This window comes from Rhizobium sp. CBN3, assembly GCF_030518245.1.
Classification (GTDB): domain Bacteria; phylum Pseudomonadota; class Alphaproteobacteria; order Rhizobiales; family Rhizobiaceae; genus Rhizobium; species Rhizobium aethiopicum_A.
On record NZ_JAULSE010000012.1, the window covers coordinates 87,373 to 111,144 of the forward strand.

General features: G+C 61.4%; 20 protein-coding genes. 10 read left to right on the forward strand and 10 right to left on the reverse strand.

Annotated features, from left to right (window positions below; genetic code table 11):
- The first annotated feature begins 152 nt into the window (after positions 1-152).
- The 4 genes from QWJ46_RS19115 (at position 153) to QWJ46_RS19130 (ending at position 4,959) form a co-directional block, all read left to right on the forward strand.
- Positions 153-1,688: a sugar ABC transporter ATP-binding protein gene (locus QWJ46_RS19115; RefSeq protein ID WP_302753067.1), complete on the forward strand. Its 1,536-nt coding sequence runs from the start codon at positions 153-155 to the stop codon at positions 1,686-1,688.
- Positions 1,672-2,694, forward strand: a complete 1,023-nt coding sequence (locus QWJ46_RS19120; protein WP_302752924.1) for an ABC transporter permease — start codon at positions 1,672-1,674, stop codon at positions 2,692-2,694. Before QWJ46_RS19115 ends, QWJ46_RS19120 begins: the two co-directional genes overlap by 17 nt.
- Positions 2,695-2,916: 222 nt before the next feature.
- Positions 2,917-4,062, forward strand: coding sequence for a right-handed parallel beta-helix repeat-containing protein (locus QWJ46_RS19125; protein ID WP_302752926.1), 1,146 nt, complete (start codon positions 2,917-2,919; stop codon positions 4,060-4,062).
- A 93-nt stretch (positions 4,063-4,155) separates the two neighbouring features.
- Entirely contained in the window at positions 4,156-4,959 is an 804-nt protein-coding gene (locus tag QWJ46_RS19130; RefSeq protein WP_302752928.1) for a Ku protein, read from the forward strand.
- An 80-nt stretch (positions 4,960-5,039) separates the two neighbouring features.
- On the opposite strand, the gene ligD is transcribed toward QWJ46_RS19130, so the two are convergent.
- The 4 genes from ligD to QWJ46_RS19150 form a co-directional block, all read right to left on the reverse strand.
- Positions 5,040-7,550 carry a DNA ligase D gene (gene ligD, locus QWJ46_RS19135; RefSeq protein ID WP_302752930.1) on the reverse strand — a complete coding sequence of 837 codons (2,511 nt, stop codon included), beginning with the start codon at positions 7,548-7,550 and terminating at the stop codon, positions 5,040-5,042.
- Position 7,551: 1 nt separating this feature from the next.
- Positions 7,552-8,403, reverse strand: coding sequence for a Ku protein (locus tag QWJ46_RS19140; RefSeq protein ID WP_302752932.1), 852 nt, complete (start codon positions 8,401-8,403; stop codon positions 7,552-7,554).
- Positions 8,404-8,421: 18 nt separating this feature from the next.
- Positions 8,422-8,652, reverse strand: a complete 231-nt coding sequence (locus QWJ46_RS19145) for a DUF2188 domain-containing protein (RefSeq protein ID WP_184457217.1) — start codon at positions 8,650-8,652, stop codon at positions 8,422-8,424.
- A gap of 69 nt (positions 8,653-8,721) precedes the next feature.
- Positions 8,722-8,982 carry a hypothetical protein gene (locus QWJ46_RS19150; protein ID WP_302752934.1) on the reverse strand — a complete coding sequence of 87 codons (261 nt, stop codon included), beginning with the start codon at positions 8,980-8,982 and terminating at the stop codon, positions 8,722-8,724.
- Positions 8,983-9,126: 144 nt separating this feature from the next.
- Between QWJ46_RS19150 and QWJ46_RS19155 the strand changes: the two genes are divergently transcribed.
- From QWJ46_RS19155 to QWJ46_RS19165, 3 genes are all read left to right on the forward strand, one after another.
- On the forward strand, positions 9,127-9,555 hold the full coding sequence (locus QWJ46_RS19155) for an OsmC family protein (protein ID WP_184457221.1): 429 nt from the start codon (positions 9,127-9,129) through the stop codon (positions 9,553-9,555).
- Positions 9,556-9,605: 50 nt separating this feature from the next.
- The gene (locus QWJ46_RS19160; protein WP_302752936.1) at positions 9,606-11,090 is read left to right on the forward strand and encodes an FAD/NAD(P)-binding protein; all 1,485 of its coding nucleotides are present in this window, start codon (positions 9,606-9,608) and stop codon (positions 11,088-11,090) included.
- 110 nt (positions 11,091-11,200) lie between these two features.
- Positions 11,201-12,106, forward strand: a complete 906-nt coding sequence (locus QWJ46_RS19165) for a DMT family transporter (RefSeq protein WP_302752938.1) — start codon at positions 11,201-11,203, stop codon at positions 12,104-12,106.
- On the opposite strand, the gene QWJ46_RS19170 is transcribed toward QWJ46_RS19165, so the two are convergent.
- The 4 genes from QWJ46_RS19170 to QWJ46_RS19185 are packed head-to-tail and all read right to left on the reverse strand — an operon-like array spanning position 12,072 to position 17,929.
- Positions 12,072-13,751, reverse strand: coding sequence for a VOC family protein (locus QWJ46_RS19170; protein WP_302752940.1), 1,680 nt, complete (start codon positions 13,749-13,751; stop codon positions 12,072-12,074). The genes QWJ46_RS19165 and QWJ46_RS19170 overlap by 35 nt on opposite strands.
- Positions 13,752-13,772: 21 nt before the next feature.
- Positions 13,773-15,368, reverse strand: a complete 1,596-nt coding sequence (locus QWJ46_RS19175) for a response regulator (RefSeq protein ID WP_302752942.1) — start codon at positions 15,366-15,368, stop codon at positions 13,773-13,775.
- Positions 15,369-15,372: 4 nt separating this feature from the next.
- Positions 15,373-15,798, reverse strand: a complete 426-nt coding sequence (locus QWJ46_RS19180; protein WP_064800648.1) for a response regulator — start codon at positions 15,796-15,798, stop codon at positions 15,373-15,375.
- On the reverse strand, positions 15,785-17,929 hold the full coding sequence (locus tag QWJ46_RS19185) for a PAS domain S-box protein (RefSeq protein WP_302752944.1): 2,145 nt from the start codon (positions 17,927-17,929) through the stop codon (positions 15,785-15,787). Before QWJ46_RS19185 ends, QWJ46_RS19180 begins: the two co-directional genes overlap by 14 nt.
- 194 nt (positions 17,930-18,123) lie before the next feature.
- Between QWJ46_RS19185 and QWJ46_RS19190 the strand changes: the two genes are divergently transcribed.
- The 3 genes from QWJ46_RS19190 to QWJ46_RS19200 all read left to right on the forward strand — a co-directional run bounded on the left by QWJ46_RS19190 (position 18,124) and on the right by QWJ46_RS19200 (position 20,151).
- On the forward strand, positions 18,124-18,501 hold the full coding sequence (locus QWJ46_RS19190; protein WP_302752946.1) for a response regulator: 378 nt from the start codon (positions 18,124-18,126) through the stop codon (positions 18,499-18,501).
- A gap of 478 nt (positions 18,502-18,979) precedes the next feature.
- Positions 18,980-19,684 carry a helix-turn-helix transcriptional regulator gene (locus QWJ46_RS19195; RefSeq protein ID WP_302752948.1) on the forward strand — a complete coding sequence of 235 codons (705 nt, stop codon included), beginning with the start codon at positions 18,980-18,982 and terminating at the stop codon, positions 19,682-19,684.
- A gap of 29 nt (positions 19,685-19,713) precedes the next feature.
- Positions 19,714-20,151, forward strand: coding sequence for a response regulator (locus tag QWJ46_RS19200; protein ID WP_302752949.1), 438 nt, complete (start codon positions 19,714-19,716; stop codon positions 20,149-20,151).
- A gap of 125 nt (positions 20,152-20,276) precedes the next feature.
- On the opposite strand, the gene QWJ46_RS19205 is transcribed toward QWJ46_RS19200, so the two are convergent.
- Together QWJ46_RS19205 and secD are read right to left on the reverse strand one after the other, a co-directional pair.
- Complete coding sequence (locus QWJ46_RS19205) at positions 20,277-20,993, reverse strand: ATP-binding protein (protein ID WP_184457237.1); 717 nt, start codon at positions 20,991-20,993, stop codon at positions 20,277-20,279.
- Between the two features lie 172 nt (positions 20,994-21,165).
- The gene (secD, locus tag QWJ46_RS19210; protein ID WP_184457239.1) at positions 21,166-23,715 is read right to left on the reverse strand and encodes a protein translocase subunit SecD; all 2,550 of its coding nucleotides are present in this window, start codon (positions 23,713-23,715) and stop codon (positions 21,166-21,168) included.
- Positions 23,716-23,772: the final 57 nt, after the last annotated feature.

Below are 23,772 nucleotides of genomic sequence, written 5' to 3' on the forward strand. Positions count from 1 at the left end.
TCGCCATCGCCGACTGGTTTAAGACAAAAGGAAGCGCCGGCTGCTGCCGGCGCTCCGCTGCCACCCGACTGCATGGTGATCACCCCGATGGCGCTCGTTGCGGCTTTCGGAGTGCGCATGTGTGGATGATGGCCATCGAATTCAAACAGATCATGCACGAGGTGGACGTGTCGGACGCAGCAGATGACCACATCCTGAAGCTGGAAGGGATCGGCAAGCGCTTCCCGGGCGTCGTCGCGCTCAGGAACGTTTCCATGCGGATCGGCCGCGGCAAGGGCCACGTCCTGCTTGGCGAAAACGGCGCAGGCAAGTCGACCTTGATCAACCTGCTGGGCGGCGTCTTCAAGCCGGACGATGGCCACATTTCGTTTGACGGCAGGCCCTATCATCCTGCCTCGCCGCTGGAGGCCTTCAAGGCCGGCATCCGCATCATCCATCAGGAACTCCACCCCCTTTCCAATCTCAGCGTCGCCGAAAATCTGCTATTCGAGCATCTTCCGCGTCGATACGGCCTGGTGGATTACCGACAGATGAACCGCCGGGCGGCCGAACTGCTGGCGGAAGTCGGCCTTGATGTGGCGCCGACGACGCTCGCCAGTCGCCTCAGCGTCGCGCAGCTGCAGCTGCTCGAGATCGCCAAGGCGCTCTGCTACGAAAGCAAGCTGCTGGTTCTCGACGAGCCGACGGCAACCTTGACGTCCAAGGAAGTCGACCGGCTGTTCGAAATCCTGAAGCGTCTGAAGGCGCGTGGGGTGACGACGCTTTACATATCGCACCGGCTCGAGGAGATTTTCGAAGTCGGAGACGATGTCACGGTGCTGCGCGACGGCCAGCATGTCATCACGCGTCCGCTGTCGGGATTGGCCATCCCCGATATCGTCGAGCTGATGGTCGGGCGAACGCTCTCGGATCACGGCGTCTTTCGCAGCGACAGCGCAGTGTTCGGCGAGGCGATTGGCGTCTCCGGCCTGAAGGTGACGCGCAACAGCCCGGAATTGTCGTTTTCGGTGGCAAAGGGAGAAATCGTCGGCATTGCCGGGCTTGTCGGCAGCGGCCGGACGGAGGCGGTCCGCGCCATATTCGGCGCCGACGCCAAAGCCGGCGGCGAAATCCGCATCGATGGCGAGCCGGTTGCGATCCATTCGCCGAAAGATGCGGTTGCCGCCGGCCTGTGCCTGGCGACCGAAGACCGCAAGCTGCAGGGCCTGATGCTCGACATGAGCTGCGCGGAAAACACCACGGTCACCGATCTCGGCAAGATCTCCCGCAAGGGGCTGATCAGCCGCAGGATGGAGAACGAAAACGCACAGCGCCTCGTGCGCGAGCTGCGCATCAAAACGCCATCCGTCCATCAGCTGGTCAGAACGTTTTCGGGCGGCAACCAGCAGAAGGTGGTCATCGCCAAATGGCTGTTCCGTGGTCCGAAAGTGCTGATTTTCGATGAGCCGACCCGCGGCATCGATGTCGGCGCCAAGGCAGAAATCTACGAGCTTCTCTGGAAGTTTGCCGCGGAAGGAAAGGGTGTTCTGGTCGTATCCTCGGATCTGCCGGAGCTCATCGGCATCTGCCATCGCATCATCGTCCTGTCGGACGGCAAGATCGCCGGCGAAATCGCGCGGGGTCAATTCGAAGAGAGCAGGATCCTCTCACTCGCTTACAAGGAGTACAGTCGTGTCCGGCAACATTGAAACCAAGGTCGAAGCGAAAGAAACAGGCTTCTGGGACAAGCTGATCCGGATCTCGATGAAAGAGGCAGGCGTTGCCATCGCCCTCATCCTGATCGTCATCTTCTTCTCGGCGACGGCGCCCTATTTCGCCACGCCGGAGAATTTCCTGAAGATCTTCGTGCAGATTGCCATCAACACTGTGCTTGCCTCGGGCATGACCTTCGTCATCCTGGTTGGCGGCATCGATCTCTCGGTCGGTTCGCTGCTGGCCCTTTGCACGGTGATCGGCGCGACGATCATGAACGACCCCAGGCTCTCGCCCTGGCAGGCGATTGTGCTCGCTTCACTCGCCTCGATGGGCACCGGCGCGGTCCTCGGTGCCATCAACGGCTGGGTCTGCGAAAAGTGGAAGCTGCCGTCCTTCATCGTCACGCTCGGCATGCTGAATGTCGCCAGCGGTCTCGCCCGCGTCGTCAGCGACAACTCCACCATCACCGGCCTGCCACAGCCGTTTGTCGATTTCGGAAATCTGATCTTCGGGGGGATCTTCCCGTCGATCTTTCTGATTGCGATCGTCGTCGTCCTCGTCGGCTGGTTCGTGCTGCGTTACACCGTGTTCGGGCGTTTCGTCTTCGCGATCGGCACCAACGAAGAGGCTGTGCGGCTGTCGGGACATGAGCCGAAACGCTACAAGATCGCGGTGTTCACCATCTCCGGCCTGACGGCCGGCATCGCGGCCATGGTCTATCTGCTCCGCCTCAATGTCGGCAGTCCGGTTGCGGGCATCGGTTATGAATTGAATGCGATCGCCGCGGTCATCATCGGCGGAACCAGCCTCTCGGGCGGCAAGGGCTCGATCGTCGGAACGCTGGTCGGTGCCTGCATTCTGCAGGTGCTGTCGACGGGATTGCAGCTGCTGGGCGCCGACGACAACATCAAGCCGATCGTCATCGGCGCCGTCATCGTGCTTGCCGTCATCTTGGACAGCTATCGCGGCCGGTTGATGCGGATACTCGAAACGCGGTGACCGACCGCCAGGCGTGGGCCTCTGAGGTCGCATGGCAGCGTGTGAAGTCGAGGCAGGCCGTCAAACTCCTGCCACATGCCCTGCATTAATTCAACGCGACAGCGTATGTCTTAGATCGGAATTGATTTAAGGATAATGCTGCAGCAGCTCAAAGCCTAGCCGCACCCTTGGCGCATCTGAGAAGATGCGCAGCGCTGCGGTAACCGCGTCGATGGAGATCCGATGCCTGCAGTCCTGCGAAAAAAAGTTCACGGCGCGTCTACCCGGGCTGAGGTCATCGACGGGGCAGAGGATATCGGCGTCGCCTATCAGGTGTTTTCCGATACGGTGGTCGAAGACGTCATCGTCAAGAACTCGCCTCGTGGCTTCAAGTTTCACAACGGCAACAACCTCGTCGTCAGGCGCTGTGAAACGGAGAATGTCAAGGGCGACGGCATCTATCTGACGAAGACGAAGAACGTTCTTCTGGAAAACAATCGCATGGGGGCGGCTCCGGGCGAGGGCGCGGACTGCTGCCAGTTCGCCTATCAGAACAGCGACGACAATATCAGTTCGGACGTCGTGATCCGCGGCAACCTCTTCCTGCAGTCGCCGACGAGCACCTCGAACAAAGGTGCCCTGGTCTGCGATAAAACCCGCAACTATCTCGTCGAGTACAATTTCATCGGCGGCAAGAACTTCTCCTTTTCATCGGTCGGCGATGATGCCGTGGTGCGCAGCAACATCATGCGCGACGGCAGGATGAACGACTATTCCTTCGGCTACGGCATCGGCGACAAGGCAGACCGTACCGGCCATCATGTCTATGACAATTGGATCGAGAACAACAATCGCGGCATCAGCCTGAGCGGCTTTTCCGACCAGGAGCGGGCCTTTCGCAAGGACATCGACATCCACGACAACGTCATCAACGGATGCGACATCGCCTTCTTCGCCAATCGGCCATGGTCGGGGAGCTTCCGGCGCAACATATTCATGCGATGCGGCCAGGACATGGTTCTGAAGGGAAAGGGTGAAGCCACCAGCGGTCAGATCGACGGCAATTATCATAATGACGGCAGCTTTCTGAACGTCGTGGCGCCGCCGCTCCGCTTCAATTCCGACGGCAAGGCCTCGGTTGCCTCGGGGGAATGGACATCCGAGCCCGATGAGATCGTCATCCAGTGGCGCGACAAGGGATTGGATATTCCTGGCGCCAACCGGCCGTCGATTGCCGTCGCGCCTGGCATGGAATTGTCTTGCGTGCTGTTGGCCCGTAAGGGCCGCAATTGGATGCTCGCGATCGCCGAAACCGCCTATGACAAGTTCACGCCGCGCGCATGGGAGGAAAAGAAGCTGCCGTGGCAGAAGCGGTATCTCTCGATCTGAGCCAAGTGCTGCCGGCAATGCCGGGCCTGGAACCGAAGGCCGGTTTTTGCCGTTGATTGCCAAGTTCCATCGCTTCGGGAGGGCAGGACAGTCATGGCACGTCAGACGTTCTGGAAAGGTTATCTCAAGCTCTCGCTCGTCACCGCCTCCGTCTCGCTGACGCCGGCGACAACCGAAAGCAACAAGGTGCGCTTCCACGTCCTCAATCGCCAGACGAAAAATCGTGTCGAAAGCCGCTATGTCGACAGCGTCACCCATAAGCCGGTGGCTGACCGTGACCAGGTGAAGGGTTTCCCACGCGGGGAGGACGACTATGTCATTCTCGAAGATGAGGAGATCGAGGAGGTCGGGCTCGAAAGCACCCGCACCATCGATATCGAGAGTTTCGTCCCGCGCGGCTCGATCGATTGGGTCTGGTACGACAAGCCGCATTTCCTGGCGCCGGAGGACAAGGTCGGAGTGGAAGCCTTCTGCGTCATCCGCGAGGCGATGAAGGCAAATGACGTCGTCGGCATTGCCCGCCTTGTTCTCTATCGCCGCGAGCGCGCCGTTCTCCTGGAGCCTCAAGGTAAGGGCATCGTGCTCTGGACTCTGCGTTATGGCGACGAGGTGCGCGAACCCTCGGCCGAAATCGACGATAAGGCGAAGGTCGACAGCAAGCTGCTGACGCTGATGAAGCGGCTGGTGAAGGAAGAGACGAAGGATTGGAGCCCGACCATGGTGCAGGACCCGATCCAGAAGCAGCTGAAATCGATCATCCGCAACAAGCAGAAGAGCCTGAAGAAGGCCGCACCCGCCAAAAAACCCGCACCAGTAAAATCGACCGGCAACGTCATCAACATCATGGATGCGCTGAAGAAGAGCCTGACGGCGGAAGGCGGGCGGAAGTCGCGTTAGAGCAATTCCAGGAAAAGTGCGAAGCGGTTTTCCGTCCGGAATTGCGTAAATCCAAAAGGTTGGAGCTGGGAAGGCTTCTTCTACCGCTTCTTCTTTTCCAACGGCTTCGCCGCGGCGAAAAATCCGTCCCAGGGATCTTGCGGCAACGCGTCGAGCCGGGTTGGCGTATTATCAACCGTGAAATAGGCTGGCCCGACATCGGCCGTGAGTTCGCTCCATTCCAGCGGCATCGAGACCGCAGCACCCGGCCGTGCCCGTGTCGAATAGGGTGCGACCGCCGTATTGCCGCGACCGTTGCGGAGATAGTCGATGAAGATCTTCCCCTTGCGTTTGGCCTTCGTCGCCGTCGCCAGATAACGGTCGGGATCGTCGGCGGACATGCTGTCGGCAAGCCATTTGGCGAAGCCCTTCACCTCGGCCCAGCCGGCCTTCGGCGTGAGCGGCGTCACCACATGCAGCCCCTTGCCGCCCGAGGTCTTGACGAAGGCGGCGAGGCCTTCGGCCTCCAGCCGCTCCTTCAATTGGTAAGCAGCGGCGATCACATCTGCCCACGCCACCTCGTCGCCGGGATCGAGGTCCATGGTGATCATATCGGGCTTTTCCCAATTGCCGGTCGTTGTGCCCCAGGGGTGGATTTCAAGCGCGGCCGATTGCACCAGCGCCACGATGCCGTCGAAATCGGTAATTCTGAGCAGCTTCTCCCCCTGCTTGTCCTTGGGGTCGGTAATCTCCTGGATATGCGGGTTCATGCCCTTCCAGGCGTGCTTCTGGAAAAACCGCTGCCGGCCATTGATCCCGTCCGGCAGGCGCAGGAGCGCCAGCGGCCGGTTGACGACAAAAGGCGCCATGAAGCGCCAGACCTGGGCGTAATAATTGGCCAGCCCCTCCTTGGTAACACCCTCGTCCGGCCAGTAGATGCGGTCGGGATGGGTGAGTCTCACAGCCGATTTCGGCAGGGCAGGGGCCATGGTCTTTTCCGTCTCACGCGTCACGTCCTTCGCAGGCTTGTCTTCCCGCAGGCCGCGGAAGGCCGCATGGCGCAGATTGCCATCAGCCGACCAGGCGCGGAATTCGACCTCGCCAACCAGCTGCGGTTTCACATAGATCAGCCCGCGCCGCTCCTCTGATGTCAGCTTGTCGTCAAATGAATTCTCGTTCTGCGTCAGACGCGACAATTTCTCGTAAAGCAGTTGAGCGGTTGCCGCCGTATACCCGGTGCCGACGCGCCCGACATGCCTGAGTTCGCCGTCCTGGTAATAGCCCATCGCCAGCGAGCCGATCGCATTCTTCATCGATGTCGACGGCACGTAGCCGCCGACGACGAATTCCTGCCGGTGCGAACATTTCGATTTGATCCAATCGCCTTTGCGTCCCGACGTGTATTTGCTGTCGCGCAGTTTGGAAATCACCCCTTCGAGGCTGAGCCGGCAGGCATGGTCGAGCACCAGGCCGCCGCTTTCGTTGAAATGCCCGCTGTAGCGCAGCTTGTCGTTGTCGTCGGGCAGCAGGCTTTCGAGCAACTGCTTGCGATCGATCAGCGCCACATTGACCAGGCTGTGGCCGTCGAGGTGCAGAAGATCGAAGGCATAGAAGACGAAGCGATCATCACGGCCTTCGCTGAGATCGCGTTGGAGCGCTGAGAAATCCGAGGCGCCGGTATCGCGCTCGACGACGATTTCGCCGTCGATCACCGCCGATTGCACCGGCAGGGCGGCAAAGGCCTCGAGCACCTCGCTGCCGAATTTCTCCGTCCAGTCGAGGCCGCTGCGGGTCAACATTTTGACCTTACCGTTCTCGACCCTGACCTGCAGCCGGTAGCCGTCGAACTTGATTTCATGGATCCAGCGGTCACCAGCCGGCGGCTTCGGCTTCAGCTTGGCAAGCGCCGGTTCGATGAAATCGGGCATTGCGCCCTTGCGTGCACCCTTCGGCCAGTCGCGTTCTCGGGGCGCCGGAGATTTGGCCTTTGCCGCCGGTGTTTTGGCGGCAATCGCCTTGCCGTCTTTCGACTTGAACTCCCCGGTCGCATCCGGATTTTCCGCCACCTCTTCGAGTTGGCGGCCGGTCTTTGCCGATTCCGGCCGCTCCTTGAGAATGTCGCCGTCGCGACGCGCCTCGGCGTCGTCTCCTTTGATCAGCAGCCAGTCCTCCCGCTTTTCCCCCGGCCGGCCATGCATGCGCACGAGGTGCCAGCGACCCTTCAGCTTTTCGCCATCGAGCTCGAATTCCATATGGCCCTCGCGATAGTCCATGTGCGCATCGCCGAGCGGCGTCCAGGTGCCGCGATCCCAGACGATGACAGTGCCGCTGCCATATTGACCTTTTGGAATGATGCCTTCGAAATCGCCATAGGAAAGCGGGTGATCTTCGACGTGTACGGCAAGGCGCTTGTCCTCGGGGTTGAGGCTCGGCCCTTTGGTCACCGCCCAGCTCTTCAGCATCCCATCCATCTCCAGCCGGAAGTCATAGTGCAGCCTCGTTGCGTCATGCTTCTGGATGACGAAACTGTTGCCGCTGCTGCGGCCCAAGCGACCACGTGGCTCCGGAGTGAGTTTGAAATTGCGCTTCGCCTGATAGGTCTCGAGGGCCATCTCAGCCTGCCTTCTTCCTTTGGCTATCGCTGCGCGCCGGCGCCTTCTTCTTTGCCGACGCCTTCTTCGCCGTCTTGCCGCTCATCCCCGCGCTTTGGCGCAGCGCCTCCATCAGGTCGACGACCTTGCCTTCGGGCGCCGGTTTCTTCTTCGGCGGCGCCCGGCCGTCGATCTTTGCCTTCACCAGTTCGACGAGGGCCGCCTCGTAGCGGTCCTCGTAGGCGCTCGGATCGAAGCTCCCGTGCTTGGTCTCGATGATGTGACCGGCGAGCTCGAGCATCTCCTTGTCGAACTTGATGTCGGGAATGTCTTTGAAGACTGCCTCGGCCGAGCGCACCTCATAGTCGAAGTTCAGCGTGGTCGCGATGATGTGGCCCTCATGAGGCCGGATCAGCAGCGTTCGGATGCGCCGGAAAAGCACGGCTTGGGCGAGCGCCGCGACCTTGCCGTCGCGCATGCTGCGGACGATCAGCGACAGCGTTTCTTCATCATGTTCGTCGGCAGGTGCGAGGTAATAGGGGCGATCGAAATAAAGCTTGTCGATATCGTCATAGGCGATGAAAGCCTTGACGTTGAGCACCTTGTCGCTCTCCGGCACGATCTCTGCGATCTCATCGCCTTCGATGACGATGTAGTCGCCATTCTCCATCTGATAACCCTTGACCTGATCGTCCCGCTCGACCGGTTTGCCGGTCTCGCTGTCGACGAATTGCCGTTCCACCCGGTGGCCGGTCCTGCGGTTGATGATGTTGAAGGAAACGCGGTCGGAGGAGGAGATGGCTGTGTAGAGCCCGACGGCGCAAGCAAGGTCGCCTACCTTCAGATGACCCTTCCAGCTTGCCCGCGCGGCCATGCCATCCTCCGTTGCAAATCACAGACGACTGTTGCTCTTATCTGTTTCGAGTTCCTGGAACGCCCAGCCGCCGTCGGGTGCAGGATAGGCGAGCAACGCGTCGCCGTCGCCGATTTTCTGACGTGACGCAGCATCCTTGGCGTGGATAATTGCTTCCTCGGCCGTCGCATAGGTTTCCGACAGCGTGTCGCCGAGCTTGTAGGCCCAGCCATTGTCATGCGGCACGACCTGATAGGTGATGTCAGCCATTTCGGATCTCCTCTTTTCAGTTCGATGGCATGATGCCGGCCGAAAACCGCGCACGCTTCGGCATCACGCCTAGTTCCGATTTGGTTTGCGCCTTTCATCGAGCGCGATGATTTTCTCGAGGGAGGCGATGTCCTCGCTGGTGACGACGGGAACCGGATCGGCCGCGATAGCCTCAAGCACCTCCTGCGAGATGGCGCCGTTGCGGATCGCCCATTCCAGCGTCTCGCGCGTTTCCCGCTCTGCCTTCAGCTGTGCATAGAGCGCGACGATCAGCCGGTCGCGGGCGTCCATCCGCCGGTTCTGGCGATGCATGTTGCGGGCATGCGGCATCGCTATGCACCTTTGTCACTGATTTCGTTCAGGTGTAGTGAACTGATAACGAATGGAAAGGTTCCGTTGCCAAGCGTTGCGCCGCCGTTGCAGGCCGAGGCGCAACTCGCTATCTCTGCGAGGCTGTTGTCAGAGGATTTTTTCATGGCCGATCTCAAGGCTCGCCCCCGTCCGACAGGTGCTATCGCCACTCTCGGCCGTACCGGCTTTCCGCATGTCACGTCCACCACCAAGGGTGAGATCGATATCGTCACCGCACCCTCTCAGCCGGGCTTCAGTCCGCTCGATCTGCTCTATGCCTCGCTCTCGGCCTGTCTCGTGCTCAGTGCCCGCATTGCAGCCAGTCAGATGGGGGTTCTCGACAGGATCAGCGAGATCACGGCCGACGTCACCGGCGAGAAGGCGCCGGAAGGGCTCTCACGCGTTGCGAAATTCAACATCGTCTTCTCGATCAAGGGCGATGTCGACGAACAGACCCGCCGCAAGATCGTCGATGCCGCCGAAGACGAGATCTGCACGGTCAGCAACACCATCCGCGGCACTCCCGAATTCTCGACCACGATAGCGAGATAGGGGCCGCACTCGAAACCTAGACAATTGGGGAGAGGGAGATTGCGTGGGAAATGTCCGGCATCTATGCTCGGGCATCGAAAGTGAATATCCCGGCCGTCATGCATCTGAAGCCTCTCCCGATGTCTGAACAACCCGTCGTCGCCATTATCGGCGGCGGCTTCTCCGGCGCGGGCGTCGCCTATCATCTCGCCAGGGCAAATTGCGGTGAGCCCCCGGTCATCATGGTCTTCGAACCGCGCGCGGAGCTCGGCCGCGGCCTTGCCTATGATACGGACGATCCGGCACACCGTATCAATGTTCCCGCCGCCAAGATGAGCCTGCAGCCCGACGATCTGGGCGAGTTCCAGGCCTGGATCGAAGCCCGCGATGCCGTCGCGGACGATCCAGGGGCGAGGCAACCGGACGGCATGCTCTTCCCCCGGCGCCGGCTCTTCGGCGAATATGTCGCCTCGCTTCTCAAGCCGCTGCAGGAAGAAGGCGTCGTGCTGCACAACCGCGCCCGCGTGATCGGTCTTGAGCGCCGGGGCGGCCGCTGGTCGATCCAGGACGACAAAGGCGGGGTGACTGAGGCCGATATAGTTGCAATCGCCACCAGCCATCCGCCGCCGGCAGCGCCCGGCCGGCTTGCCGCCAGCTTGGCGGCCCATCCCCGCTTCGTCGCCGATACCACCAAGCCGGGCGCGCTCGGCGTGATCGGCCGGCATGACCGGGTGCTGGTCATCGGCAACGGCTTGACCGCCGCCGATGTCATCGCCTCTCTTGCCGAGTGCGGTCATGATGGGCCTGTGACGGCGATCTCGCGCCGCGGCCTGCGTTCGCGCGGCCATGCGCCGATACCGCAGCAGCTCTTTGGAGACTTCGTCTCCCATGCCGCGCATTCCGCCCTTGCGCTGCTTGTCAGGATCCGCGCCGACATAGAGGCCGCGAAGGCGCAGGGCATAAGCTGGCACGGCGTGATTGATCAGGTGCGGGCGCAGGGACACGATCTCTGGCAGGCGCTGCCGGTCGCCGAACGGCGCCGTCTCGTCCGTCATCTGCGTCCCTATTGGGATGTGCATCGGTTCCGCATCGCGCCGCAGGTGGAAGCCGTGCTCGACGCGGCGACTGCCGCCGGCCGCCTGGAAATCCTTGCCGGGTCGGTCGCCGATGCGCGCATTGAAGGCGAGCTTATCGTTTGCAGCCTGCAGCCGCGCCACCGGCGCCAGCCGTTGGAGCGGAGCTATGACGCCGTCGTCGTCACCACCGGGCCGGCGCATGGCGGCATTCTCGAAACCCAGCCCTGGCTCGCGGCGCTTGCCGCAAGAGGCCACCTGTCGCTCGATCCCACAGGCCTCGGCCTTGCCTGCACCGAGCAGTCGGAGGCGATTGGTCCGTCGGGCAAGGCGGAGCCTTCGTTATTGATCTCCGGCCCGCTGGCGCGCGGCACTTTCGGCGAACTGATGGGGCTGCCGCAGGTGACCGAGCATGCCTTCTTCGTTGCAGGCGAAATCGCCGCAAAGCTGCGATTGATCGTGGAGAGCAGGCATCCGGTCTGAATTTTTGTCCCGATGTCGCTCTTCGACTGTCGCCGGCGGACGACTTCTGCTACTCACTCGGCAGTTAATGGCTCGCCGCCGGTCTGCGGGCAATCAGAAATATCGAGATCATGTCGCAGCCTGCTTTCACCCTCGCCGAAGCCTCGCCTTCCAATCGTCTGGCCCTTGCGGCGCTCGTTCTCGGCGGGGCGGCGATCGGCGGTTCGCCGATCTTCGTCCGACTGTCCGAAGCCGGGCCGATGGCCACTGCCTTCTGGCGTGTGGCACTGGCGCTGATCCCGATCTTGATCGTCTCGCTCGTGAAGAAGGATGCGGGGCCGAAGCCGCAAAGCCTTTCCGATTATGGCCTGCTGGCTCTTCCGGGCCTCATGTTGGCGCTCGACCTCGCCGCCTGGCATCTTTCGCTCACCATGACCTCGGTCGCCAACGCGACGCTGCTTGCAAACCTCGCGCCTGTTTTCGTCACACTGATCGCCGTCCTGTTTTTTAAGGCGCGAACCAGCGGCGTTTTCCTGCTGGGACTGGGCCTGGCGCTCGCCGGTGTCGTTATCTTGAAAGGCGGACCGGCAGGGCTCGGCCACGGGGATCTGAGCGGCGACGGCACAGCGATGATCGCCGCCTTCTTCTATGCCTGCTATATCCTGGCGATCGGCAGGCTGCGCAGCCGGTTCGATACGATCCGCATCATGCTGTGGAGCACGGCATCGGCTGCCGTCTGCATCTTCCCGATAGCCTTCTTCTTCGAAGGGCAGATGCTGCCGGCGACCCTCTACGGCTGGTCGATCCTCTTCGGCCTCGCCTTTGTCAGCCATGCCGGCGGGCAGGTGGCGATCACCTATGCACTGGCCTATCTGCCGCCCGCCTTTTCATCGCTGACGCTGCTGTTGCAGCCGGTCGTCGCAGCAATCCTCGCCTGGGCGCTGCTCAACGAGGCGATCGGGACGATGCAGGCGCTGGGTGCTGCGGTGGTACTCGCCGGCATCATGGTTGCTCGAACGGCTCGCTCGTCGGCCTGACCGCCTGCTGCTCTAGCGGCGATGGATCATCCCCCATCCTCTGAAGCAGCCACTTTTGGATGATCGGCACATCTGCGTCGCCGAGATCATGGCCGCCGGGGATAACGCCGGAATCGACGGTGGCGCCCGAACTCTTCAGCCTTTCCTCCAGCTCGCTCGCATATTTGCCGTAGGCGTCGGTCTTGCCGCTGATGACCAGCAGGTCCGTGCCCTTCAGATCGGCATGCGGATAGTCGCTGAGCACCGGCATGGAGCGTAGCAGCACCGCCTTGTGAACGAGGTTCGGGTGCAGGTAGAGCAGCGAGTTCAACAGGTTGGCGCCGTTGGAATAGCCGACATAGACGATCTTCTTGGGATCGAGGCCATAGGATTTGACGGCGCCTTCGATAAAGGCCGCAAAGGCTTCGGCCTCGGTCTTGATGTCGTTCTGGTCGAAGGAGAAGGGGGTGATGCGCTTGTACCAGCGCGGAAAACCCTCTTCCGTCGCACGGCCACGGACGCCGAGCAGGGTCGCGCGCGGCGCCGCCTTGTTGAGGAGCGGCATCAGTGTCGTCTCATTGCCGCCCGAGCCGTGCAGCAGCACGAAGACACTGCCGTCGGGATTCGGCGGCGTGTAGAAGCGATGGACGAACGGCAGCTCGCGGTAATTGATGCGCGGCTGGCCGGGCATCGAAAATTGCGGCAGAACCACCTTGAGGTCGTCGAGACTGGTGATCGCGCCCGGCGGCGCGAAGAGCTTGGTGCCGAGGGCCGCATGCTCTTCGTCGACAGTCATGCCGGGCTTGTCGGTTGCAAGCTCCACCAGCGTTCCGCCCGGCTCGCGGGCATAGAGCGAGCGGAAATACTTGCGGTCGTGCATGTTGGTCGGCGATGCATCGGTCTTCTCAAGCGCCTCGGAAACCGAACGCAGCTCCTCCTCATCGGCGGCCCGGAAGGCGACATGATCGACAGTGCCGGTTCCCGGCGCGCCGGACCAGAAACCGCGCGCATCGCGCACGTCGATGACGTCGCCCGATTGCGACACCAGCCTGTCGATCGTGCCGCGGTTGGCCTGGAAGCGGTAGCCGAAATGGCGCTCGAGGAAGCTGCGGCTCTCGGCCGGCTTTTCCGTCAGCATGGTTGCGCCGCGCACACGCTTGACGGCATGCTCGACCGGGATCGAGGCGCCGTCCCAGACAGCAGGCGATGTGAGGTTCTTTGCGCCCGCGAGCTTGAGGATGATATTGTCGGGGTCTTTCAGCCTGAGAACGGGCTCGCCGAATTCATCGGCGGGTCCTTCCGAGCGCAGGCCGAAGCTCATGGCGCGCGTCAACCAGTAGCCGACGCTCGCCGGATCGATCGCCAGCGAAATTTCGCTGATCTGGCCGTAACCCGCCCGGCCGGGCGCGCCATCCTCCCAGACGAGGAAGCTGACGAGCGAACCCGGCGTGCCTGCCGAATCGCCGTAGAACAGATGGAGCTGCGTCGCATCCTCGTAGCCGGCCGTCTGCTTGACGAGGCGCATGCCGAGAAAGCCGGCGTAAAAATCTACGTTCGCCTGCACCTTTCGGGTGATGGCTGTAACGTGATGTATGCCTGATACCATCGAGAGCTGTCCTGATTGAAGCGTCGTCAGGAGCGCGAGTATGAGAGCTGCGAAAGTCATACCGTTGCCAATGACCACCGCTTAGTTTTGTTCCGCGCAAAGCGCAAGCGAATCGCCGCGCTGCAGCAGTTCCAAATGATCGACATCTTCGAGCGCCTCTTCCAGTTGCTGCAGGGTCGGCGGCTTCACCATATAGGCGCGCGCGCCGAGATTTCTTGCCCGCTGCTTGTCGGTCTCATCGCTTGATGTGCTGAGAATGCAGACGGGAATCCGTTTCAGACGGGCATCGGCCGAAAGCGCGTTCAGCACCTCGAAACCGTCCATGATCGGCATGTTGATGTCGAGCAGCATCAGGTCGATTTGCGGCACATCGGCTATGCCGGCGCGCTCTTCGAGCAGCCGCATCGCCTCGCGCCCGTTGGTGGCAACATGCAGGTTGAAGGTCACCTTCTCCCGCCGCATCAGCTTGATCTTCAGAATCTGGATGTCGGCGGGGCTGTCTTCGACCAGCAGCACTTCGGCAAGCCTGCCGGAACCTTCGCCCGGCTGCTCCGCGGGCTTCAGGCTGGGCGGAACGGTTGACGCGGTGGGCGGCGCGGGCCGTGCCTCGGCGAGCGGCATCTCGACGATGAAGGCGGCGCCGGGTCCCTTGTCCGCTTCGCACCAGATCGAGCCGCCATGCAGCTGCGCGATGCGGCGGCAGATGGCCAGGCCGAGTCCGGTGCCCTCGATGCCGCGGCCGACGAGCCGTTTGAATGGCTGGAAGATCAGCTCGCGGTGCTGGGGATCGATGCCCGGTCCGTTGTCACGCACCGTCAGGCGGCAGCTATCCCCATGCGCTTCGCCCGAGATTTGGACCTCCGGAATCTTTTGATCACAATAGCGGATGGCATTCGACACCAGGTTTTGCAGAAGCTGGGTCAGCAGCGTCGCATCACCCATCACTTCCGGCAGCACACCGCGAATGACGACAGCCCCGCGGCTCTCCATCTGCTGGCGCAGATTGTCTTCCACCTGGTTGAGTACATCGGACAGCGAGACCTGCGTCAGCTGCGGCCCGCCATAGGCCTCGAGCTTGGTGAAATTCGAGACCTTGACGATCAGGTCCTCCATATGGTCGGCGGCGCTCAAGACATAATCGAGCAGCTCGCGGTCTTCGGCCGGAAGCACTGCAGAACCGTGCAGGATCCGGCTGAAGGATTTGATCGTCCTCAGCGGCTCCTTCAGATCATGCGCCATGGCGCGTGTGAAGATCTCAAGCGATTGCCGCTTCTGCTCCAGCTGGGCTTCCAGCATGCCGTGCATGATGGCGTTCTGGATGCAGCGATGCAGCGTTTCGGGTGAAAGGGAATCCTTGGTGAGATAGTCGCGCGCGCCGCTCTTCATCACCTCGACGGCGACGGTTTCGCTGCCTTGACCGGTCAGCATGATGACGTTGGCGACGGGATCGTCCTCCAAAATATCGGCAAGAACACCGAGCCCGTCGCGCCCCGGCAGCGAATAGTCGAGCAGGATGCAGTTCGGCCGTTTCCGGCTGTTGAGAGCGCGGCCCTCTTCACCCGTCTCCGCCTCGAGGACGTTATAGGCCGTGCTGGAGACGCGGCCCAGAATGCGCCGATAGACCTCGCGGTCGTCGATGTTGTCGTCGATGATGAGAATGCAGCAGTCTTCCGCCAAACCGTCAGTCCTCGAGCGGCAGGATCGCGATTTCGAACCAATATTCCTTTAACCGCTGGATCGCGGCGAAGAGACCGTCGAGATCGACCGGCTTCTGCACATAGGTGTTGGCGCCGAGCGCGTAGCAGCCTTCGATGTCGCGTTCATCGTCTGACGTCGTCAGGATCACCACCGGAATTTTGCGCCAGCCGTCGTTCGACTTGATCGCTTCCAACGTCTTGCGGCCGTCGAGTCCCGGCATGTTGAGATCGAGCAGGATCAGCCCTGGTTTCGGCACCATCACGCCGAGCATGTCGAGTGCTTCCTGACCCGAGGCGGCCCAGCGGATCGAGTTGCGCAGGTTGGTGCGTTTGAAGGCCCGCATCGTCGCTTCGAAATCGTCTTCACTGTCTTCGACGATCAAAATCGGTTGCGTGTCACGCTGCTGCATTCTGCCCCTCGCGTTTTCTTCCCAGGGTGAAATAGAACGTAGTGCCGACGCCGACTTCGGACTCCAGCCAGATATCGCCGTTGTGCCGCGCGATGATCTTGCGGACGAAGGTAAGGCCTGCTCCAGTTCCGTCGTCGGAATCCTGCGACTTTTCGAGCCGTTTGAAAATGCGGAAAATATCCTCATGGAATTCCTGGGGTATTCCCTTGCCGTTATCCCTAACGAAAAACACGTTGCGGGCAACCGTGCCGTCCTTGCCAACGAACCGCTCGAGATAGCCGATCGAGACCAGCGGCGCCGGCTTGTCGTTGTACTTGATCGCATTGGTGATGAGATTGCGGAACACTTCGGTCAGCCGCGGCGCGTCGCAGACCACGTCAGGGAGCCGGCCGTCGGTGACGACCCTGGCATGCCGCTCTTCCAGCAGCAGCTCCATTGTCGCGACCACATCCTTGACGATCAGGCTGATATCGGTGCGTTTGACTGCCAGCTGCTGCCGCCCGAGCCGGGAGAAGTAGAGCAGGTCGTTGACAAGCTTCTCCATCCGCTGGCTCAGACGCACGAGCCGGTTCAGCCGGCGCACGCCGTCCGCGTCGAGCTTGTCCTCATAATCTTCGAGGAGAAAACGCGAGTGGTTGTGCAGGCCGCGCAGCGGTTCCTTCAGGTCATGCGAGGCAATATAGGCGAATTCGTCGAGGTCGTGGTTGCTGCGCTCGAGCTCGGCCGTGTAGGCCTCGAGCTGGGCGAGCGTCGTCTTCATCCGTTCTTCCTGCCGCACGCGCTCGCTGATATCGCGTACGATGCCGACGAAGGTCTTGGTGTCGCCGCTGACGACAACGCTGATGGACACTTCGATCGGGAAGACGATGCCGTTCTTGCGCCGCCCGGAGACCATGCGCGTCGTGCCGATGATGCGCTCCTCGCCGGTCTGCCGGTAGTGGGCGAGATAGCCGTCATGCTCGGAATGATAAGGCTCAGGCATCAGCATCTTGATGTTCCGGCCGACCGTTTCCTGCGGCGAATAGCCGAACATGCTTTCGGCTGCCGGATTGAAACTCTTGATCGTTCCGCGCCCGTCGATGACGAGGACGGCATCGGGCGTGCTACGCGCCAGCGCGCCGAAGCGAACGCGTTCGGCTTCCAGGTTGTTGTTGTTGCGCAGGAAATAGAAGACGAGGATGGCGATCAGCCAGAGCGTGGCGGCGGTGATGGTGCGGTTGGCGATCTCCTGCCAGAATGCCGCCTCGTCATGCCTGACGGCGAAGAAGCCGAGCATGAGGAGCACGGTGCAGGCAAAGGCGAAGAAGAGCGGCGCATTCCTGTTGCCGAACCAGAGCGCCGTCAGCACCAGCGGCACGTAAAGAATGCCGTTGGCAAGGCCGAGCGGCGTATAAAGATCGACGACGAGGCCGGTGAAGCAGACCGCCGCCGGAATCCAGAGCGGAATCTGCGCCCGGTTTGCCGGCTGCATCCACCAGGCGCGGGCAAGCAGGCCCGCGCCGAAAAGCACCATGCCGACCGCCGTGTGCAACGCCATCGCCGCATAGGGACCCCAGCGGTAGCCCTGTTCGGCATCGGTGAGATAGCCGGCGAGCGCGATCATGCCGAGCGTGACGACGACATAGCTCGTCAGCTCCTGCACGACCTGGTTTTTCGACTTCTCCACATGAAGCGAGAGCAGCAGCGAAAGATTGGCAATGAGAAAGATCAGCGCCGTATTGGGGCCCATGCCGCCGCCGATCTCGGCGATGAAATCGGGCGGAATCACCAGGCGGGTGACCAACTGGTCGACGTTATGGACGGCACGCCCAACCGTAGCGATTTCCACCAGCCGGGCCGCCGCGATCGCCGCTGCGACCCCTGTCATGATCGTTGCCGCTATCCGAGAGCGGCGGCCATCAAGCATCGAGGCGGCAAGCCCAAGGCCGGATAGTATGAAGCAGACCCCGGTGTTGAAGGCCATTGACGGAAAGCCGGGGAAGAGCGAAATGATGAGCTTGATCTGCAACAGCCAGCCGGCAAGGGCGCTCACCCCGAGAAGGAACAGCAGGCAGCCGACTGCAATTGCAAAGGCACGGTAGCGCCATCGCCTCCGCTGGTCCTGCAGGTCCACGTTGCCCTTATCCTGCACCCGTGTATCCTCTCTCGGTTCGCGCGGCCATTTTTTCCGAAATCGAGGAATACTCAATAGGCAGCGGCCGCCGCCGTCGCGCTTTTTCCGAAATGATTTTTCGATCGGACAGATCGAATTTTCGTGAAATCGCGATATCGTGACGTCGGAAGACAACGAGGTTCATTCGAACTATACCCAGATCACGGTGCCGGATGCCTACGATAGTTTACGTCGACGACAGCAGGGATGATCTCTTCTATCTCGACTATATCCGCAAGAAGCAGCATATAGACGTCGATCTATTTTGTTTCTCGACCGCCGAGACGGCGCTGGAGGCGCTGAAGCAGCGCGTGGCTGAAGGCTGGGCTCCGCCGGAGCTGCTGGTCGCCGATCTCTATATGCCCCTCGACAGCGGCATCAGCCTGGTAAGCACGCTGCGCGGCGATGACCGGTTCAGAACAATGCGTCTCGCTGTCTGCAGCGGGTCGGATGCCGATGAGGATCGCATGCGTGCTTTCGAAGCCGGTGCCGATTTTTACCTTGAGAAGCCGCTTGACCTCGCTGCGATCCTTCTCAATCTGGAAGTGTAGGAAACAGCGGAAGCCGAATGGTGAGTTTCCTGGCGTTGGTCCTGGCGACGTGACGAACCGCAATTGACAAGGCCGAGTGCGCATCCCAAGATGCAACCGAAACGAAACGGACGGAACGTAAAATAAGCGCTGAGAGAGCCGATTGACCCGTGTTCGCCGCCACGAACTTCCAGCCAACCCCTTAGCTGAATGGGCCTGTCGGCTCTCTCGCGCTTACGTCTGGCACTGCCTTCTCGCATTCATGGATGTTGAACGCGGAAGATTTACGACACCCAGGTAAGAATTACTGCCCCTCAGTATATCTGCCCGTGCATCACCTGTAGTTGAGATAATTGATGATATCCGCCTTGTATACCGAAAGTCCCCGTTTCGATATCTCTCATCAACCGTCTCGCAATTTTTGTAGCTGTTCACGTTTAAGACGTATATCCCAAGATTTGGGGATCGGGGGCATGGCGGGAGGAGAGGAAGAGTGGGAATGAACAATGCCGCGGCAACTCCTTTTCATGCCGGACCGGAGCTGAGCCGGGCGATCAACCGCACCGATTTTTTCCGTCTGCTGAAAGCGGCGGCGCAGCATTACCACTTCGATAATTTCGCGCTTGCCCGCATTTCCGAGGCTTCGACTCCTTTTGGCGAGCGCGATATCGTCATCACCAATGTCGCCGAGCGACGGGTCGGCCTTTTCATTGCCACGTTGAGGGAGGCGCTCGGGACCGTCCGGGCAAAGAGCGCCCAGTTTTTGGCGACGCCGGTTCATGGCAGGAGTGCGCAGCCGGACACCTATCCCTCCGATCGGCTTTTCAACGAATTCCGCAGTGGCGTCTTCCTCTTCATTCCGCTGTTCACGCCCGAAGGGCGGCGATATTGCCTCGTGCTGAGCGGCGAGCGTGAAGAGCCGGATCAGGGTGAGATCGCCGACATGCTTCTTGATGCCATGCGCATTTTCGACAAGCTCTACGAGGAAATCCTGACGCCTGAGATGTCCGGGCGGTTGACCCAGCGCGAAGCGGAAATCGTCAAGTGGACAAGCGAAGGCAAAACCTCGGCCGAAATCGCCATCATCCTCGGTCTGTCCGAACATACGGTCAATTCGCATATCACTGCGGCCGCGCGTAAGCTCGACGCCGTGAACCGCGTCCACATGGTGGCAATCGCCTTGAGGAATGGTTTGGTTTCGTGACAATCGGCTTCGGGACTGGGGAAAATGAAATGATCACCAAAACGGTCCGACAGAATGCCGTCAAGGTTCTCTTCGTTGACGACGAGTTCATCGAATTCCGCGCGCTCAAAAAAAAGATCGCCGATCTCTCCGAGCCGGCGGTCGAAGTCGAATATTCGCCGTCGATCGGAGACGCATTGGAAAAGATCCGCGCGGCGGGCTTCGATCTCATCCTGCTCGACAATCGCCTTCTGCCCAATGCCGATTTCCGCGAGACGGTGCCGGAGCTGCGCGGCATCGGCTATACCGGCCCGATCGGCGTCGTCTCGACCGACATATCGGGCGGCTATTTCCAGGAATTCCCGGATTACGGCGTCGACTTCCGCATCGGCAAGGACGAAATCGACGTCCAGACGCTGCAGCACATCATCCGCGAATATGTGCACTACGATGTGCCGGATTTCTGGAAGGACGATTACAGCATTTGAGCCGCGCAAAACAGCGCGAAGGTTTTACGGTAGCGACATGCGCAAAGGAAGCACGTCCACCGAATCTGAGATGGCGATGCGCTTCAAGCACGGCAAACGAAGGTGAGCGATTGCAACATGTTGCCTCAGCCGGCGGGAAGGCGGATGGTGAAGCGGCTGCCGTTTGCGTCGGAATGCTCGAGACTGATATCGCCGCCAAGCGCCTTCAGAAGCTCCTGCGCTGTCGTCAGGCCGAGGCCGGCGCCAGGGGCTGCCCCGGCCTTCGGCAATTTCCAGAATGGCTCGAAGATCCGCTCTCGATAGGCGGGATCGATGCCGGTCCCGTTATCGGAAATCCGGATGAACCAGTTCGCCCCCTCTTGCTCAGCCGCGATCGCCACATGCAGCGGCGATGCGCTGCGATAGGTGAGGGCGTTGGAAATGAGCTGCCTCAGCACCAGGCCGAACAGCGCGGGGTCGGTGCGGATGGAGGGGAGTCCCTGACCGGCGAGCGTCGCGTCGCGCGCTCCCGCCTCCTCGATGAGTTCGCTCCAGATTTGTTCGGCCACGGCCTTCAGGTCGACCTTTTCCAGCGTTACCTGCGGCGCTCCGCCGGCAAGGCTCATCAGCGCCTTGGTGAGGCGTTGTGCGGCTTGCGCCTTTTCCAGGATCATCTTGAGGCTCTGAAGCTGTTCGCCGTCGAGTGTCTCCTCGAGATCGTCGAGCAGCAGCTCGGCATACATGGCGATGTGGCGCAGCGGCGATTGCAGGTCGTGCGAGGCGATTGCGAGAAAGCGCTTGATGCGCTCCTCGTTGTCGCCGGCAATAGTGGTCTCAAGTGGTTTCGTCGGGTTGGGTGACATCTCGCGGTTTCCCCGATCTCTGCTGCGGCGTCGCGCCCCTTTTCAGCCGCGCGACGGACGCTGTAATATCTTGAATTGCTGCATAATTTTATCCTGGCAATAGGCAACAATAAAAAGAGGGCGCCGGCTCTGCAACCGGCGCCCTCTTCAAGGATGCGTTAACAACCCGTTTTCAGCTCGCTGATTTGCGCGAGCGACCCTCTTCCGGCGGAATGATTTCGCCCGCCGCCTCGGTTGCCGCTGCCGCCTTGGCGTGGCGGCGGCGCCAGTCGCCGAGGAACAGCAGGATCGGCGCGGCGATGAAGATCGACGAGGCGCCGGCCACCAGGATGCCGAAGACCATCGGGATCGCAAAGCTCGAAACGGCGCTGCCGCCCCAGATCGCCATCGGCACCAGGGCGAGGAAGGCCGTCGCATTGGTGTAAAGGCTTCGCGCCAGGGTCTCGTTGATCGACTTGTCGATGATCTCGCGCAGCGGCATCGACTTGTAGAGCCGCATGTTTTCGCGCATGCGGTCGTAGACGACGACCTTGTCGTTCACCGAATAGCCGACGAGCGTCAGGATGGCGGCGATGGCCGTCAGGTTGAAATCGAGCCCGGTGATGGCGAAGAAGCCGATCGCCTTGGTGACGTCGAGCACCAGCGTAACGATGGCGCCGACGGCAAACGGCCATTCGAACCGCACCCAGATATAGATCAGCATAGCCAAGCTGGCGATTACGACCGACAGAATGCCGGCCGAGGCAAGCTCGCCGCTGACTTTCGGACCGATGACGTCAGTGCCTTCGACAGTGGCGCTCGGATCGATCTTGGCGACTTCGGCCTTTAGCTTGGTCACCGCCGCCGTCTGCGCCTCTTCGCCGCCTTCCTGCCGCTGGGCGCGAACGAGAATGCTGTTTTTGTCGCCGAAGGACTGCAGCGTAATTTCGCCGAGGCCGAGACTATCGAGACCCTCGCGGAACTTCGCAAGATCAGCCGCCCCTTGGGTCTTGACGGACATCTGGATGCCGCCGCGGAAGTCGACGCCGTAATTGAGGCCCGGATGGATGAAGAGCACGACCGAGGCGATCGAAAGAAGCGCCGAAACAGTGACGCCGAAGAAGCGCGCCTTCATGAACTGGATGTGCTTGTCATAAGGGCTGAAGGGGATCAACGGCCGTATGTTCAGCACCTTCACCTTGCTGCGGCGGGTGATCTCGATCATCGCGACGCGCACGAAGGCGACGGAGGTGAACATCGAGATGATCAGGCCGAGCGCCATGGTCACGGCAAAGCCGCGGACGGGTCCGGAGCCGAACCAGAACAGGATGGCCGCAGCGATCAGAGCTGTCATGTTGCCGTCGATGATGGTCGAATAGGCACGGCGGAAGCCGGTATCGATGGCTGCGAAGGCGCTCCGGCCCTTGCGGGTTTCCTCGCGGATACGCTCGTTGATGAGAACGTTCGCGTCGACCGCAAGACCAATGCCGAGAACGACGCCGGCGATACCCGGCAGCGTCAGCGTCGCACCGACCAGCGTCAGGGCCGAGAAGGTCAGGATCGTGTGGATCAGCAGCGCCACGTTGGCCAGGATGCCCCAGGTGCCGTAGAGCACGAAGATGAAGGCCGCGACGAGGACGAAGCCGACGATGCCGGAATAGATGCCCATCTTGATGGCGTCAGCGCCGAGGTCGGCGCCGACGGTGCGCTCCTCGATGACGGTCAGCTTGGCGGGCAGCGCGCCGGCGCGCAGCATGGCGGCAAGCGTCGTGGCGCTGTCGGCCGAGAAGTTGCCGGAGATCTGGCCGGAACCGCCGGTGATCGGCTCGCGGATGACGGGAGCGCTCAGCACCTTGTCGTCGAGGACGATGGCAAAGGGATTGCCGACGTTCTGGCGGGTGATCTCGGCAAAGCGGGTGGCGCCGGCACTGTCGAAGCGGAAGCTGACGATGGGTTCGCGCGTGTTGGGATCGAAGCTGACGCGGGCATCCGAAAGGCGGTCGCCGGAGATTTCGACGCGGTCGAGCACCGGATAGGATCGGCCTTCGTTATCCTGCATCATGGTGACGCCGGGGCCGGGCTGATTGTTCGGCGCCAACATGTGGAACGACATCTTGGCCGTGGAGCCCAGAAGTTCACGCAGGCGCGACGGATCCTGCGCGCCGGGAAGCTGGACGAGCACGCGGTTGCCGCCGATGCGCTGGATCGTCGGCTCGGCGACCCCGACCTGGTCGACGCGCTGGCGGATGACTTCAAGGCTCTGCTGGACGGCGTTGTCGACATTGGCGGAGATGCCGGCCGGCGAGAAGCCAACGGTGATGGTCGCGCCGTTCGCGGTGACATCGAGATCGGCCTTCCCAGCGCTGAGGCCTGTGCTGATCGGATTGGCGAGCGTCCTAAGTTCGGTGACGGCGGCATCGCTCTGCCCGGCATCGGCGAGCGTCACGACGATCTGGTTCTGGCTGCGCACGACGGCCTTCGGCTGGATGCCCTTTTCACGCAGCACGCGGCGCGCGTCCTGGAGCAGCGATTGCAGCCGCTCCTTGGTCAGATCCGCTTCGTCAACTTCCAGAACGAGGTGGGAGCCGCCGCGAAGGTCGAGGCCGAGCGACACCTGGTCATGCGGCAGCCATGCCGGAATGCGCTGAAGGACGGACTGCGGCAGGACGTTCGGCAGGGCGATGAATAGGCCGATCACGATGATCACCGTATAGGTGAACACCAGCCATGGTGAAGTACGCATGTTGTATTCCTTAGATAATCGGGGGCCGGCGCGCGAGCGCTGGCGGCATGTCGTCAA